The sequence below is a fragment of the Alteromonas gracilis genome (assembly GCF_036870955.2).
GTDB classification, from domain to species: Bacteria; Pseudomonadota; Gammaproteobacteria; order Enterobacterales; family Alteromonadaceae; genus Alteromonas; species Alteromonas gracilis_A.
In genome coordinates, this window is record NZ_CP145482.2 from 535,611 (window position 1) to 549,808 (window position 14,198).

General features: G+C 41.2%; 24 protein-coding genes and 1 pseudogene. All 25 read right to left on the minus strand.

The window, feature by feature from the left end:
- Positions 1-11: 11 nt before the first annotated feature.
- Positions 12-476: a GNAT family N-acetyltransferase gene (locus V6N89_RS02565; RefSeq protein ID WP_338519991.1), complete on the minus strand. Its 465-nt coding sequence runs from the start codon at positions 474-476 to the stop codon at positions 12-14.
- Entirely contained in the window at positions 473-835 is a 363-nt protein-coding gene (locus V6N89_RS02570; RefSeq protein ID WP_338519992.1) for a DUF3703 domain-containing protein, read from the minus strand. Before V6N89_RS02570 ends, V6N89_RS02565 begins: the two co-directional genes overlap by 4 nt.
- Position 836: 1 nt before the next feature.
- Positions 837-1,271, minus strand: coding sequence for an energy transducer TonB (locus tag V6N89_RS02575; RefSeq protein ID WP_338519993.1), 435 nt, complete (start codon positions 1,269-1,271; stop codon positions 837-839).
- A 49-nt stretch (positions 1,272-1,320) separates the two neighbouring features.
- Positions 1,321-1,776 (minus strand): LysE family translocator, encoded by a 456-nt coding sequence (locus V6N89_RS02580; RefSeq protein ID WP_346993365.1) that lies wholly within the window; start codon positions 1,774-1,776, stop codon positions 1,321-1,323.
- Complete coding sequence (locus V6N89_RS02585; RefSeq protein WP_346993366.1) at positions 1,749-1,910, minus strand: hypothetical protein; 162 nt, start codon at positions 1,908-1,910, stop codon at positions 1,749-1,751. Before V6N89_RS02585 ends, V6N89_RS02580 begins: the two co-directional genes overlap by 28 nt.
- Before the next feature lie 60 nt (positions 1,911-1,970).
- Positions 1,971-2,465 carry a hypothetical protein gene (locus V6N89_RS02590; RefSeq protein WP_338519996.1) on the minus strand — a complete coding sequence of 165 codons (495 nt, stop codon included), beginning with the start codon at positions 2,463-2,465 and terminating at the stop codon, positions 1,971-1,973.
- A gap of 154 nt (positions 2,466-2,619) precedes the next feature.
- A pseudogene (locus tag V6N89_RS02595) lies at positions 2,620-2,981 on the minus strand (MmcQ/YjbR family DNA-binding protein).
- 3 nt (positions 2,982-2,984) lie between these two features.
- Positions 2,985-3,524: a hypothetical protein gene (locus tag V6N89_RS02600; RefSeq protein ID WP_338520000.1), complete on the minus strand. Its 540-nt coding sequence runs from the start codon at positions 3,522-3,524 to the stop codon at positions 2,985-2,987.
- 49 nt (positions 3,525-3,573) lie between these two features.
- Entirely contained in the window at positions 3,574-4,113 is a 540-nt protein-coding gene (locus tag V6N89_RS02605) for a TlpA family protein disulfide reductase (RefSeq protein WP_338520001.1), read from the minus strand.
- 122 nt (positions 4,114-4,235) lie between these two features.
- Entirely contained in the window at positions 4,236-4,499 is a 264-nt protein-coding gene (locus tag V6N89_RS02610; protein WP_338520002.1) for a hypothetical protein, read from the minus strand.
- A 70-nt stretch (positions 4,500-4,569) separates the two neighbouring features.
- Positions 4,570-4,866 (minus strand): hypothetical protein, encoded by a 297-nt coding sequence (locus V6N89_RS02615; protein WP_338520003.1) that lies wholly within the window; start codon positions 4,864-4,866, stop codon positions 4,570-4,572.
- Positions 4,867-4,908: 42 nt separating this feature from the next.
- Entirely contained in the window at positions 4,909-5,289 is a 381-nt protein-coding gene (locus V6N89_RS02620; protein WP_338520005.1) for a VOC family protein, read from the minus strand.
- A 99-nt stretch (positions 5,290-5,388) separates the two neighbouring features.
- The gene (locus V6N89_RS02625) at positions 5,389-5,802 is read right to left on the minus strand and encodes a GFA family protein (RefSeq protein WP_338520007.1); all 414 of its coding nucleotides are present in this window, start codon (positions 5,800-5,802) and stop codon (positions 5,389-5,391) included.
- A 27-nt stretch (positions 5,803-5,829) separates the two neighbouring features.
- Positions 5,830-6,177: a hypothetical protein gene (locus V6N89_RS02630; RefSeq protein ID WP_338520009.1), complete on the minus strand. Its 348-nt coding sequence runs from the start codon at positions 6,175-6,177 to the stop codon at positions 5,830-5,832.
- A 623-nt stretch (positions 6,178-6,800) separates the two neighbouring features.
- Positions 6,801-7,181 (minus strand): hypothetical protein, encoded by a 381-nt coding sequence (locus tag V6N89_RS02635; protein ID WP_338520011.1) that lies wholly within the window; start codon positions 7,179-7,181, stop codon positions 6,801-6,803.
- A gap of 106 nt (positions 7,182-7,287) precedes the next feature.
- Positions 7,288-7,743, minus strand: a complete 456-nt coding sequence (locus V6N89_RS02640; protein ID WP_338520013.1) for a nuclear transport factor 2 family protein — start codon at positions 7,741-7,743, stop codon at positions 7,288-7,290.
- A 148-nt stretch (positions 7,744-7,891) separates the two neighbouring features.
- Entirely contained in the window at positions 7,892-8,998 is a 1,107-nt protein-coding gene (locus V6N89_RS02645; protein ID WP_338520014.1) for a serine hydrolase domain-containing protein, read from the minus strand.
- A gap of 396 nt (positions 8,999-9,394) precedes the next feature.
- A complete protein-coding gene (locus tag V6N89_RS02650) occupies positions 9,395-9,724 on the minus strand; it encodes a hypothetical protein (RefSeq protein ID WP_338520016.1) in 330 nt (109 codons plus the stop codon).
- Positions 9,725-9,818: 94 nt separating this feature from the next.
- Positions 9,819-10,412, minus strand: a complete 594-nt coding sequence (locus V6N89_RS02655) for a hypothetical protein (protein WP_338520018.1) — start codon at positions 10,410-10,412, stop codon at positions 9,819-9,821.
- A 125-nt stretch (positions 10,413-10,537) separates the two neighbouring features.
- Positions 10,538-10,765, minus strand: coding sequence for an antibiotic biosynthesis monooxygenase family protein (locus V6N89_RS02660; protein WP_338520019.1), 228 nt, complete (start codon positions 10,763-10,765; stop codon positions 10,538-10,540).
- Positions 10,766-10,814: 49 nt separating this feature from the next.
- On the minus strand, positions 10,815-11,270 hold the full coding sequence (locus V6N89_RS02665) for a hypothetical protein (RefSeq protein WP_338520021.1): 456 nt from the start codon (positions 11,268-11,270) through the stop codon (positions 10,815-10,817).
- Between the two features lie 125 nt (positions 11,271-11,395).
- On the minus strand, positions 11,396-11,671 hold the full coding sequence (locus tag V6N89_RS02670; RefSeq protein ID WP_338520022.1) for a hypothetical protein: 276 nt from the start codon (positions 11,669-11,671) through the stop codon (positions 11,396-11,398).
- Between the two features lie 1,183 nt (positions 11,672-12,854).
- A complete protein-coding gene (locus tag V6N89_RS02675; RefSeq protein ID WP_338520024.1) occupies positions 12,855-13,106 on the minus strand; it encodes a hypothetical protein in 252 nt (83 codons plus the stop codon).
- A gap of 111 nt (positions 13,107-13,217) precedes the next feature.
- A complete protein-coding gene (locus V6N89_RS02680) occupies positions 13,218-13,628 on the minus strand; it encodes a hypothetical protein (RefSeq protein ID WP_338520026.1) in 411 nt (136 codons plus the stop codon).
- Positions 13,629-13,660: 32 nt separating this feature from the next.
- A complete protein-coding gene (locus V6N89_RS02685) occupies positions 13,661-14,158 on the minus strand; it encodes a DUF3592 domain-containing protein (RefSeq protein ID WP_338520028.1) in 498 nt (165 codons plus the stop codon).
- Between the last annotated feature and the right edge of the window lie 40 nt (positions 14,159-14,198).

Genomic DNA, 14,198 nt, shown 5'->3' on the forward strand with positions numbered 1-14,198 from the left:
CACCTAAAGGCTTAAAGGGCTCGTGTCATAAAGAGACTGTTTGGATCGAGGGTATAGTTGCCAAACGGCCCACATTCTTCAAACTGAAATTTTTTGTAGAGTTGTCGGGCAGCAGAAAAGTAATCCTGTGTCCCTGTTTCTAAACTTACCGAGCTGAATCCTTTTATTTTCGCATGTTCTAGGGCAAAAAGTAATAGCTGTGATGCGACGCCTTGGCCCCGACAGGTGCGAGCCGTTCTCATCGATTTTAGTTCGCACTCTTGGTTATTAAGTGTTTTTATTGCAACACAGCCTGCAAGGTCGGCGCCATTCCATGCGCTAAAGAAAATGATGTTGTCGGCTTTTAGTGCCTCAACGTCTAACGCATGGACACTCTCTGGTGGGGAGGTTGCAAACATATCCGCAAGATGCTCTTCTAACAACGCAATAACGTCGCCACCAGAAAGGTCATCAACTTTAATGTTAAGGGCAATCATCGACCCTGAGCTCGCTGTATTTTTCGTTCAAGATGTGAGGCAATAGGCAAACGCTTAAACGGGCTAATATTGCTGCCCCCTGTGTTACCTGAAGGCACTAAGCCAACGGCGGTTTTGCTCGCGGCCCCAACAATACGAAGAACTTGGCCAAACACTTCGTTTACACTGTGTTTTTGAATGCCCCATATCAGCATTAGACTGTGCACGTACACGTGCCAGCGTGTAGATGATTGCCCAAGAACGTGGGCGTTTTCTAAACAGATAAACGCCTCATCATACTGTTTTTGCTGCTGGAATTGCTTTGCCTTGGCGACTTCGCGTAAAACGGCAAACGCAATATTTTTGCTAAACGAAGTCATATTATTCACATGCCATCTGTGCTTGGGCTTTGCATTGAGCTTCAACACTTTCGCGAGACTCTCGGTTCATACAAAAATCTAACCTTACACGTTTAGACTCTTTTGTTGCTGCTTTACCCTCAACAAGTTTCCAGTCCCAACGAAGTATTTGCTTTTTAACTGGGCGAAAGTTGGCGCCTTTGGGCAGTGATGAAACAATTTCAACATTGGTCGCTTTGCCATCTTCTGTTACATCAAAGTCAAAAACACTGCAGCCACGCACACCGTCCATTACAAGTGCTTTTGGGTATCTTGGCATGACTTGCTTCTCCCTTTCCCACACCTTTTCACTGGCGTTAGGTGATAAGTCAGTAAACTCAACCGCGCCAAACATATCAATGGCTTTTACATTACCTGAAAAAATTAAAGCAAATACGGCGATAACACAAAGTCTCATTATTCTCTCCTTGAATGAGTGGTAAATGGTGATTTATGTTGCTGTGTTTTTACAACAACGAATACAGTACGGCTGATACCATACCAACAGCAAAAATGATTCGCAAAATTCGCGCGTGCAAGGGGTGGCTAAATACAGGTTTCAGAATACCTCCAAACAATAGCCAAACGAAGTCGACCATAACGGCAACCGCGAAACACACTAATGCGGTTAAGACGTAACTTGTTAGTGTATTCGGCGTAGGAATGAGGAACTGAGAAAAGATAGCCAAAAAAGCCGCGTAGGCTTTGGGATTGAGTAAGTTAAGGATGAACCCGTCTCTGAATCGAGGGGCATTAGGGTTTACGGCTGCTAGTGCTACAGGCGCGCTTGCTATCTTTACCGCAATATAGCAAATGTAGCCTGCCCCAATAAACTGACAGGCTACTTTTACATTGGGAAACGCCGTAAACAGCGTCGCGAGGCCTGCGCTTGCGCCTATAATAGCAAATGAAAGCCCGGCCAAAATGCCAAACAGAAAAGGGAGCCCTTGACGAGTGCCATAGGTAGCGCCATTGCTGCAAGGGCAATTGGCGCAGGCCCTGGTGAACCTAAGAGTAACGCGGTTGCCGAGATAAGTGCTAATACTGCATCAAGCAAGTTGATATCCTTTCATTAAGTTAAATAAACAAACTATTTAGTTGCGCAAGGTAACGGCTATCAATTCGCGTGGTCAATTTCCGTGACAGTGAAAGACACTGACGTAATCTTCCATTCAGTGTCCACTTTAACCAAGCTCCAAGACTCGGTCCCCCATGCTTTTTTCTTTCCGTTTTCATGATCGCTGTAATCGAAGTGCACGCTAGCAAGATAGCCATCTGTTTGCACTTTTATATTCCACATTTTTTCTTCTTGTGAATCGGTATCAGAAATCATTTCAACAGGCGCTCCAAATTTCCCAAAATCTACCGCTGCAGGATAGTCAGGATTTTCTAAACGCTTTTTGGCTAGCATTTCTTCGCTGAAAACAGCAATAAAAGGAATGTTGTCATGCAAAAACAAATTGCTAAATACGTCTTTATCTTTATTGATAATGCTGGTTCTAAACTGTTCTACAACGCCTCTGATTTGTGCCTCAGAAGTAGCAACGTCTGCGAAAACGTTATTGCAGACGATAAGGCCTAAAAATATAAGCAGGCGATTTTTATTCTTCATATATTGTCCTTCTTTATGAGAAAAGTTGTGGCTAACAGTGCCAACAAAAATAATTATTCGATTAGAACGGTGAACACAGGGTGAATGAAAAACACAGATGAGTTTTTTACTCGGGAAAAGCGTCTGAGTAACGCGGTTTGGGTCTTACAAATATCTACTGGTTTAATCCAAGCGCTTTTTGCTTTTTCTTTGTAAGTCCTAAAGAGACAATCTTATGAGATTCACTTAGATAATATTTAAGCTCATCACCTTCTGCCAATGCTGTATCGTGCAGCTGAATCCATTTCATCCCCCGTGACGCAAGATAAGGAGCAGGGCGGTAGCCTGGCTTTTCTTCTAGAAAGTAGTAATTTTGTTCAGATGTTTTAAAGGTAAAAGCGGCATTGCCAGACTTTTCCCACCCCCGATGGCAAATACTTTTCCGCCTACTTTCCACACATCAGAATTTCCCCATTGAACAACATGTGTAGTCGCGGGAAGCGACTGACAAAACTCGTTAAATTCGTTATAGTTCACCGCTTATTCCTCTACCTCAATTTCGGCGTTTTCTATCAGTGCAAAATATCCATCTTCCTCGCTAAGCTGCAAATTAATCGATACTACGATGATTTCATTGGGCAATGGTTCTTCATTAAAACCAGCGCTTACCATGAATGAAAAGCCTGCTTTTGATTGCGCGCGCTGCTTCTCTTCAATCGCGCGTTGAAGCTCGGTAAAGTTCGTAAGGCCTTCATCGGAAATCTTAAACGTGTATTGAGTTTGGGCTTTACGAGAAGAAAAGAAGCCAGTTTCCTCGGGTATTTCGGTTTCACTAACCAGTGTAAGAGGAAAAGCAAAGTGACGTGTTCCAAGGTCTGTCTCTGTGTCCAATGTCAGCTTGGTTTTATCGAAGTTTATTGTGTAGGGCTGAGAGACCGCAACCTGAGCGCGCACTTGCTCGCCTTTAAGCAGCAGAAAGCTATCTTCGTCGAAGCTGCTGAGCTTTAGCATGGTTGAAATAGGAATACTTGCGCACCCTGACACCAGCAGAATTAAGAGTATTGTTGCTATCCTATGCATTGATATTGCCCTTCTTTATGCAAAAGTGAGAATGATAAAGCGACTCTTGTTAAAGTTTGCTCGCCTCGCTAAGAGACGTGCTTTGATTTATAACAGCTAACCATTGTTCGGTTGTTTTAATTCTTGAGCCACCCTCACGTAATATGCCTTTTGCATCAACCTTAATGACGTAAGGTAGCGAGCCTGAAAAGTTGGCAAACAGCCGATTAGTTAATACCGCAGTAGCATCAGATGACTTCCATACCTCGCCTGTGAAGCCTGTTTTATCAAGCATGCCTTGAAGGTCATCCCAATCTTCATCCAACGATACTGCCACAACACGAACGGTTGATGGCACATTGCCAATAGCGGCGTTTAAGTTTTTGAGTGATGCATAACATGGCGAGCACCACGAGGCGAAAAAGTACGCAACAATAGATTGCCCGTTCAAGTTTTCAAACGAGATAGTTTGCTTGTCTAGTGTATAAAACTGATGAGTTTGAATTGGCTTATCAATTAATGCTTTCGAGGCTGCGATCTTTTCCTGATAGGTTTGGCTCCAAGCGCTGTGAGCTGAGAGTAAAAATAACACCAATATTATGTTTTTCATGTGAAATCCCTTTTCGCGAAATTACTTCTTGTTTCTGTTTTTTATAATAGTTCGATAGCTAAAGTATGTGATGAATGGCGACTCAACATTGGTGTTAAGTACACTTTTGCTCGCCGACACAGTTAGCGCTTAGCACTAGCAGCTCGTTTAAGCGCAATAGCATTTTCAATGACATCATTGGGGTCTTCCCCCTTGCTCCTAACAAAATCCTTCAAAATTTGTAAGTGCCAAGAAGGGCAGTTTGCGCTTTCGCATGGCTCTTCAGGGTCATTTGGCGTGTGCTCATATGAAAAGTGAAAACACATCCAGTGCATCTGTTCGAACATATTGTAGTTCTCTTCAGAATCTTCAACTGGGCTACCACACCCTTTGCAGAGTTGACTCATAGATTGTCCTTTCATCGTGGGGCCAATGGACATAGGTGATTGTTTAGTGTGCTTTTGCGTCAGCGTTTAACTATGTTGTTCCGTGCTTTGCAGATTCGATGAGTGCTAATACTCTTTGTTCTTTTTCTCTGCATCTATCATTTTCTTCAACCATATCTTGTAAAAAACCACCCAAAAAAGGTTTAAGCATAAACAGAATATTGGAAAGTATTGAGTCGTCATATTCTGACTCTTCATGGGTGCTATAGCCCCTTTCAATTAATAGTCTATAAATCTGAATTGCCCTATCGGGAAACCGATAGTCATCTATTGATGTCCACGCTTCTTTAAGTTCATGCTCGTTATATTTCGAAAAATCAATGTCCATATTTGTATCCTGATGAATATCCCTAAAAACTTAGCTGCGCTATCAACCGCGTTTATTTACTTTCCAAGGGGGAGATAAACGGTTTTTACCTGCCCAAAACAGTTTTATTTTGTTGCCGGAAGGGTCTTTCAAAACAGCTTCTTTCCACAGGTAGCGTTGCTCTGTAGGAAGCTGCTCAAATTCAATTCCTTTGTTTTGCAATGATGATACCAATGCATCTACCTCTTCTGTTTCGAAGTAGATGACTGCACCATTTCTAAACGCTTCTGTCTCTAGTGAAAGAGAGAACGTTGAATTACCCTTAGGGCACGAAAAACTTGCATAGTGCGGGGTGTCCACTATTTGAGTAAACCCGAGTGTAAGGTAAAACGCCACCGCGTCTTCCATATTGTCCACAGGCAGCGTTACTTGGTTCATTTCCATTTAAACCTCCAGAAACGTTGACATGTTGTTAGTAACGATTAAACGCAAAATGGGCTGTGGCGAAAACCAATATAGTAACCTTAAAACCATTGCCCATATCTATGGTTTCGCTCTACTTGGCTCGAAACCATCGTACCTGGGCAACATTGCATCTAAATCATCCCAATTCGCGCGAGATGAAACAAAGTTATGAGACAACGGTCGCTCCTCAATGTCAGTGTCTAGAATGCCCAAACGAAGTCTAAGCTTTGTTGGGTTACTAGCATTTGAACTAAAAACTGGGGAAGCACATACCGAGCAGAAATGCCTTAACTTGCCTTCTTTAAACTCAAAGTAAGTAAGCTTGTTTTCTGGGTCGATAACGCGGAGGTCTTTAGTATTCACAAATCCATTGGTGGCGTACGCTGTACCACTGTTTTTACGGCATAATGAACAGTGGCAATGAATAATGCTTTCAATCGAACCAGTAAGTTCAATGCTAATTGCACCGCACAGGCAAGAGCCTTTGTACATGTAGTTATCCTTCTTTTTTTCTGTTCGCTAGCGAGCTACTACCACTACTTCTGCGTTAGTGAATATGGTTTTTGCACGTTCAAAAATAGATTTGGCAAATTGAACTTTAGGAGCCCAAATGTCTATAGCGTTGCCACTGCTACTAAACAGCGTTACGTAGCTGCCTGCGAGTTGAATTTTAGCAACGTACGATTTTGAAACTGTTTTGCCGTACTTCTTGTGCATTTTTGCTATTGGTAAATGGGATATAAATACTTGGTCGCCCATATCGACCAACACTTTATTTGGGTCGTAATATTTTGGATGAAAACCAAAATAAAGCGAAGCAGTACACATAATAAAACTGCCGAGTAATAGCCAATGCATAAATTCCATAGAAATCTTCCTTAAACTGCTAACGCATTCTTTATTTGTTACTAAGGGCAAAGAGGCTTACTTGTGTAATCAACCACCTTCGCTATGGTGTATTAAGTGAATTTCGTACTTACTGGTATGGGTGCCACGTAGATGGCACTTTTCCTTTAATGGCGACATATGAAAACGGCCATAGCAGATAAGCGGTTATGCCTGCCACATTCACGCTTTTTACAGACTCAGCAAATGAAAAGGGTTCAGACAAAAGTTTCACTACTGCAAAAGAGAATGTGGGTATGCTTACCACAGTTAAAATAATAGCAAGCACTCGAATGACGAGATTGACTTAGCGTTTTTTTGATTACAAATAGACTTTCATAGTGTTTGGTTTTCACTTGTTCAAACTCCCTTTCAATTCTTCCTAAGTCACTCTTGTGACAGACATGCACCAGCGTATTCGAACGCTTACTTATGCAAACATGTTCCACCAAAAAGCTTGTTCGCTTTTTCGATAATACATAACGTCGTCAGAAAATCTGCATTGCTCTTGGTACGTCGCCGATCTCATATTACAAAAAATAAGCTACTTTTGTGAATGATTGATAGATGCTTTTTTGGTCTAAAATTGCCTATTGCTTACCTTTCTAGTTAGCTGTTGAGCGGCTTAATATCGTGCTTTTTGCTATCCAATATCCTAATGACAGTGAACCAAATACCACAAATATATGCGGCCAATATAGGGCGTAGGTGAAAGGATACGTAAGAACAATTTGGCTAATTACGAAGGGGACTAGCAGGCTTTTAAACAATGAGCCTGAGAAGAATTTTGCATGAGCAAACGCCAAGCCCGTTGCCAGAATGCCAAAACCAAGGAACTGAACAACCAGTGTGTCCCATAACCACATTATATCAACGAAGGATTTAGGCATTACAAATGCTGCTGTGTAACCTGTGAAGTACGCACCCAAATAGGCTAACAAGATGCCCGCAATACAGGCTGCAAAAACTGAAATTCCATTTTTCACTTTAAATATATCCTAGGCTAGACGTTTAACGTTCAAGATAGCGGGCAGTATAAGGAGCTTAATGTTTATGGTGCACCTAGTCTGCCTTCTGGCTTAGAAGCTTAAGCTATTCTTCATATTTCCTAATCACTGCCACTTTGCCGTCTTCAATTTCTAAAACTTCCATAGTGGAGTAATGTAATTCTACAAGCTCTTTCGTTTGCGGGTGTATTCCCTGGCTCGATGTTGTGTAAGTGATAACAACCGCGTTGTGCGCGGGAATAACGTGTTCCAATGTTGCTTCATGCGCTGAATGGGCGCCTAAATAAAACAACATACCCTCGCGAATACGCTTTTTGCCGTCAGGTAATCTGGAATCATCTGAGTCGTAGGGTAGGTGCTGATGCGCAACATCAGATTTTAGAAAAGACAGATAATGTTCAATGTCGTTTTTAGTTGCGGAGGGTGATTGTGTTGCGACCCAAGCTGAAAAATATTGTTTACCAAATTCGGATAAGTCATTTTCTGCCGAAGCAACAAAAGACCAGATCAATGCAAAAGAAGCCAGCATCCATCTTTTCATTTTCAATCTCCGTATTTAACGTCAAGCATCATTTGCGTTTCAATCACGCAATACAGTAGCACATGATTTCATACGTGTATTAAGTGTTTTCGCAATAATCCTTTGCAAGCGAAAAGCCACCGCATTGTGCTGACCTTCGAATGTCTTGTTACAGGTCGACAAGATGGTCCACAATGTTGTTCGAAACTTCATTAAGCCTACTTTGCGAAGTTTCGGTCGATACATTTGCCACAATGAATACCCCAATGTGCTTTTTTGGGTAAATAGCCAGCCAGCTAGAAGTGCCTAGTGAGCCCCCACTGTGATACAGCATTTGCGCAGTAGAATTGTATTCGTAGGTATTCCAAAAAAACGCTTTTCCATGATTTGAGCTATTTCCTGAAAGTAGCTCATGGGATAGCGTTACCTCAGGGTTTATTGATGTGAGCTGATAAAGAAGGTAGTTTGTCATTGATTCTGCTGTAGAGCTTAGGCCGCCCTCTGCCCACGAATATAGGCTGAGTAAGGGCATAACTTCGCCTCTCTGGTCTTTCCCAGATATGACATCATTCACTCCTTTTGGGGCTCCCCTGAACTTTGTGTTCGACTCTCCCGATTTGGCTGTTATGAATTCATACACTAAAGAATCAAAAGGTTTGTTATAAACCGACTCTAGGATATAAGCGGTTAACTTGGCACCAGCATTAGAATATTGGTAGCGTTCACCGGGCACAGATCTAAGATTAAATTGGCTCAAGTCGTTAAAAAAATCTTCTTTTGTGTATGCTGACAAGCGCTCAATAATTAGACCATGTTGAGCATCTTCTTTAGTATACGCAAAGTCCTTAGGTAGGCCGCTAGTGTGAGTTGCTAAATGGCGTAAAGTCATAGGCGTATCCGAGCGTTCCAAGTTGTCATATTCTTGATTTTTAAGGTAGGTTCTTATATCCGCATCAAGCGCTACTTTTCCATCGTGTACTGCTTTGGCAAGCACCAACCCTGTGTAGGTTTTGGTAATTGAAGCCAGTTCGTAAATGGTTTGGTTATTTGGACTTGCCCCATTGTTTAGCTTGCCAAAATGGCTTTGGTAAATTCTCCCATCGCTGACGACAACAATCGAGGCAACTTGCGCTTTTTCTTGCCGTAAAAAAACATTCATTTCAGCGCGAACGAATGACTCAAGGCTTACTTCATTCTTGCCATTGCAGGCTGCTATAGCGCTAAGCGCCAGCCCATAAAATACCGCAATTAAAAGCTTTTTGGTAAGGGAGGTCACAATGCGTCCTGTTTTGTGTCCCAGAAGCTCGCGTTGCGAACTTCGAGTTAACTAAATGGTTGTATAGAATCTCAAAATATCTAAGGCAATGTAAAAAAGTCAATCATCACCTCGGCCTTCAGCGCCAGTATACAGCCCATTACTTCCTGATTGATCTTTTACGGGCGAGCCGGGAGATGTATTAGAAAAAGAACTTCTAACAATGAAATATACAGTGGTTGGCCCAACAATTGGCACTAACCAATTAACCACAAAGCATAGTGACATTGAACTTTGTTTTTTAAAAAACGCCCTTTTGATACCAATGCCATTAACAAAGGCTAATATCAGATGTAGACAGATAAAACCTGCGATGAAATAAACAGTAGTCACATGAGCCCTTTAGGTGTTTGCACACTATTTCCTTTTGTGTTCTTGAAGGGCTTTGCGAACAAAAAGGGAAGATAACGGCGTGAGTAAACTTAGCACTAGTACAGACACTATTCCTATCAACATTAATGCACTTGAACCACCTATGAAGGTAACAAGTTGCCCAGAAACTACTCCCAAATACGAAAAGGCTGGGCCAAAAAAGAGTATCGCCCCCACAATGATTAGAGCAATAATGTAATAATAAAAACTGTCAAAAGCTTCTACGTGCCCCGTTATGTCATAGCTGAAATGCCAAATGCTAAACCCAGCAATTGCAGATAGTACAAAAGCCAAAACATCCTTTTTATTCATCACTTTTCTCCTAGATAAGTGGCATTACACATGAATGCTGAATTGAAATTAGGGCGCAAGCCAACAGCCAATTGTTTTATCTCTTCTAAGCAGCTTGCTATGAGCCCGTAGCCGTTAAAATGTTCTTTACTGCTCCTAACTCTAAATCCAATTGAGCTTCACTAATACGACCTTCTTGATAGGCTACTTCTAATTCTAAAAGCTTATGCGTTTGCTCTAGAACCTTGAGATATAATAGCGCATCAAATTTACGGCTTCGTTTAAGGTTGATTAAGTACTCATTTAGATCACTTAACGTTGTGACCGATAAATTGCTGCTCACGATATTTTGCATCAAGAACGTGTCTAAATATTCAGGGTATGGTGGTGGATTTTTTAAATAGAACTCAACCCTCAATTCATCTTCTTTTGGCAAGTTATTAAAGTATTCTATTAACTCTTCACTATATTCATAACATGTCTCTACCGAAGAGATTGATGACTTCAAAAGTTTAATCACATCCTGCTTTTCTTTTTGCTTCGCTTCATAGTTTGTGATGGATATAGCTAATAGAACGCCAACTAATGTAGCAACAAGCGTGAGAAAAAAATTAACGCCTACGCTATGTCGCTCTATAACGCTTTTAAATTTCGGAATAAACGTAAAAACACCAAGAAGGCAAAGAAGAATAGTGGATATTATGTAAAGCATTTCAATCCTTTGACTGACAAATATAAATGAAGCTGATAGGCATATGAGTTTAAAAAGCGCGTTTACCCAACGCTATACCGCCTTTTTATTTCTACTACCTCCACTGTATATGAAGAATACCACTTTTATCTCCCTAATTTTTGAGCAACAGCATGTTGAGCGTCTTGGTGCCAGTTTTTAATATCGGTTTCTGATAGCCAATGAGAAATGGCAATTTCTTGTCCTCCTTCAGTAACGGCAACAAAGTCTTGGCAGTTGTACTTTGAGAAAGCCAAGTCTCGCATGACCCCGACAGTTTCAGAATATTGTGAGTCTTGAATGCCCACCTTGGCTTTAAAAATTACGGCAAACAACTAAGTCACTCCTTGTTTAGTGAATGAAACAAGTGACTGGTTTCTTGTGTTATTTACGCTTTGAAATAACTTCAACTAGCCAGAAAATAAGATACGTAAATGCGCATGCTGCCATCGAGTAAACTGCAGCTGCTATAGGCACCCCGATGTAACCGAGCGCCGATGTAGATGAAGCATGGGCATCAGTATACAGTGGCTCTGTAATACCCCAGTAGCCGATAAACACAATCGACGTCGCGACTACAAAGCCGACCCACAAAGAGACTTTTCCTTTCATGTGTGTCAGTAGGTTTGAATAAATCGCACACGACCCTAAAGAGATGAAAGGTATCAACCGAAAACCACCAACAAAAAGTATCGATTGAATACTTGTGCCTCTAAATGCCTTACTCCAAGCTTGGCCTGCTTCAAGGTCGCTAACAACCAGTATCACTATAAGGTGATTTAAGTCTTCAAATAGAAGTATAAACGCAGCTATACATGCTAAAACAAATCCTTTTTTCATGGTGCTTCCTTTTTCGGTTTAATGTCCATGCATTATGGGCAAAAGTACTTAATCAACAATACTCAAAAATGCTGAGAGACTAAAAACTTCCCTCAGCAGAAGTGGCAGGTGGTTTTGATTGCTTACTATACTCTTCCGTTTCTTACATCGCGTATTTCTTGCATGCGCAGGTGTTCTTCTATTGACGTTAATAGCGCAACTACGCTTGCAACAACGAATAGAAAAACAGACCACGCTGCTATTGGAAATGATAGTGCGATCCATGGGTTATTCGTCAATGTAAACCAAACTGCCGAGCCAATTGACCCAACAAATAAGAGCAAAGCAAGCATTGCCAATACTCTTGCAACGAGCAGCACAAACTTAAAATTGACAGACTTAATATTTGAAAAAGGCTTCATGTAAACTTCCTTATTTTGATAAAGCGACAGCGTAACTTCATGTTAAAAAAGAGCTACGCACTTGGGCTTCAGTTAGATGTTAACTTAGTGGTTAAATGCAAAAATACACTTAATTGCTAGTGGTGGGTTGAACATCGTTTTTTAAGACTAGAACTACTAGAAATAAGAGGGCCACAGGGGGTACAAGCGCAGTAAAAAAAGCCACTACGGCGGTAAGAATAGGAGTTTGAGTTTTCCTCTTGCCCAAGTAGTAACCAAGTATAGCCATTACGACTGCCAGAGCGATAACGACTTGGCCGAAGAGTGTCGCATTAATATTCATTGTTCAAATTCCTTTTACATATAACCTTTAACTATGTGGGCACAGGCTCGACGGTAATAATGCGCTGAAGCTTGTTTGTATGGGCATCAGCGATTTGCTACTTCGGCGGCTTGTTGTGTGATGTTACATCACTGACGTGTTTTAAATCTAGTTGGCATAAACGTATAAATGATTATTGATGGCGCAATGACAGTGATTGAATAAATTACATAGCCGACTGCACTCAGCGCTTCTGGCTCGCACCTAGTTTCCAATATTGCGCAATAAAAAACGTGCAAGAAAGCAGGTGGAAGCATTCCAAACACAAAAATAAGTAGGTAGGCGAGAAGGGGCTTTGGCTTTAGATACGCGATGATTATACCAATTAAAATAACTGGAATTGCGGCCATAACAAAGACATACATATACACTTTCCTTAGTCACTTAAACCTTTGAGCAAACTACGGTTGCGATAGCCTGCATACTCTGTGATTCGTTACCGTGCCAACTACCAGACGTTTTCGCTGCTGACACTCCAGAGTACGAAATTTTTTCACCTAACCCACTATGTTTTAAACTAAATGAGCGCGGCGAGCATAACGCCGATGCTTTCGCGAGCAGGTTACTTTCTAGTGCAGGTTTCCCTTCCTTCGACAGGCCTGTTACTGTGATTCGATATTCATTGTCTGACAATTTTTTAAATGAATAGTCAATACTAGAGCACCCTACAAAGATAATTAAACTTAAAACAAATAACAAGGTATTTCATTTCAAATCCATTGATGCATAGTATTTAGAGTTGGGCGCTGACGTGCGCTAAAATTCAACATCAGCGACTGATGTGTGCGTGCCAACGAGCTTGCGGTCGACGTAGTTAAGTTGTTAGTTAGCATTGCTTGAGGAAAGAGTTGTTTGTCGATGTTTATATTCCACAGTAAGCACAGCGATTTCATTCTTTGAATCTAAATTTTCTTTGTAATCTGAATCCCAAAATACATCCATATAATCGTAGCTAGCAACTAAACTCTCATACTGTGGAGTGTCTAAAAATGTGATCGTTAAGGCCTTGCTTCCCAAAGGAAATCCGTGGTCTTTTGGTATTTTACTTCTATATTGCGTAGGAATCTGATTCATTTGAAGGCATCTATTAAGTTCAATACCAGGTACAGGCACATAGCCTTAAATGCGAAGTAGCCCCGCATGTTTGTTTCCGAGCAGATGAAGTGAATGACTGACTGAATGTTTTTATTTTGCATGCTTCGAAACAGTCTCACATTGAGTTTTGAAGTGATGAAGCATTAAGAAGCCCCCAATCGTAAGACTAGAAATTCCACAAAGATAATTGATATTAAACAGCATTGTTTCAGTGATGCTATCCGGCTTCATAAAAATATAGGATGTAGACAAGGTATACAAAACTGCAACGGGATATACGACAACCTTGTACCGAATAGGCTTGGTTTCTAAAACGGCCAGTACTAATGCTAAAGAAAACCAAACCGAGCTTAATGCGCCAATGTAAGCGGCGGACAGTCGAATGCTTTTTCCTACTTCCATATCGATGAGCATGATAAAGGAGGATATGAACCCTAGCGCCTCGGCTAGTATTGGGCCCAAAAACATACCTACTAAAAACACTTTAACTGCTTTGTGCAATACAAACTCCTTTTTGTGTTTGGTTATACAGGCTAAGCATGAAATCGACTCACGTAACCTATAAAAGGCGCTACTGCGACGATAAGCGTAATCATAATTCCAAATTTGTTTGCTCTGAGTAAAAAGCTTTTTTTAGGCTTTTGGGGATTATAGTAAACGGTAACAGTATCCTTGGTTGGCATATCGATACCAGCTTGCTGTTTAATGAGTATTCCTTTTGCATTGTAGTTTGTCACGAAGACCCAAGGTGAAATACGTGTTCCCTCATATTCTTGGCCATCTACATTGTATGAATATAGTGCTTTGCCCCGGTATTGTTGTTCGGATAAATCACTTGAGGCACCAAATTTTTTAAGTTCTAGGTTGTGGATCTTACCTACCGTAGAGGCCCAAAACCGCGTTTGGATTTGAAAATATGCGGAATAAAGACATACAGCAAGCATGTAACATGAAGCCCAGAACCAAATTCCCTGAAGCTCGCCTTCTGAAGCCAAGTCGACCATTTGCTGCAAGTAATTCAAAATATCCATAGATCACAACTTTTAATAAGTGACGCAGACATTTGGGGGA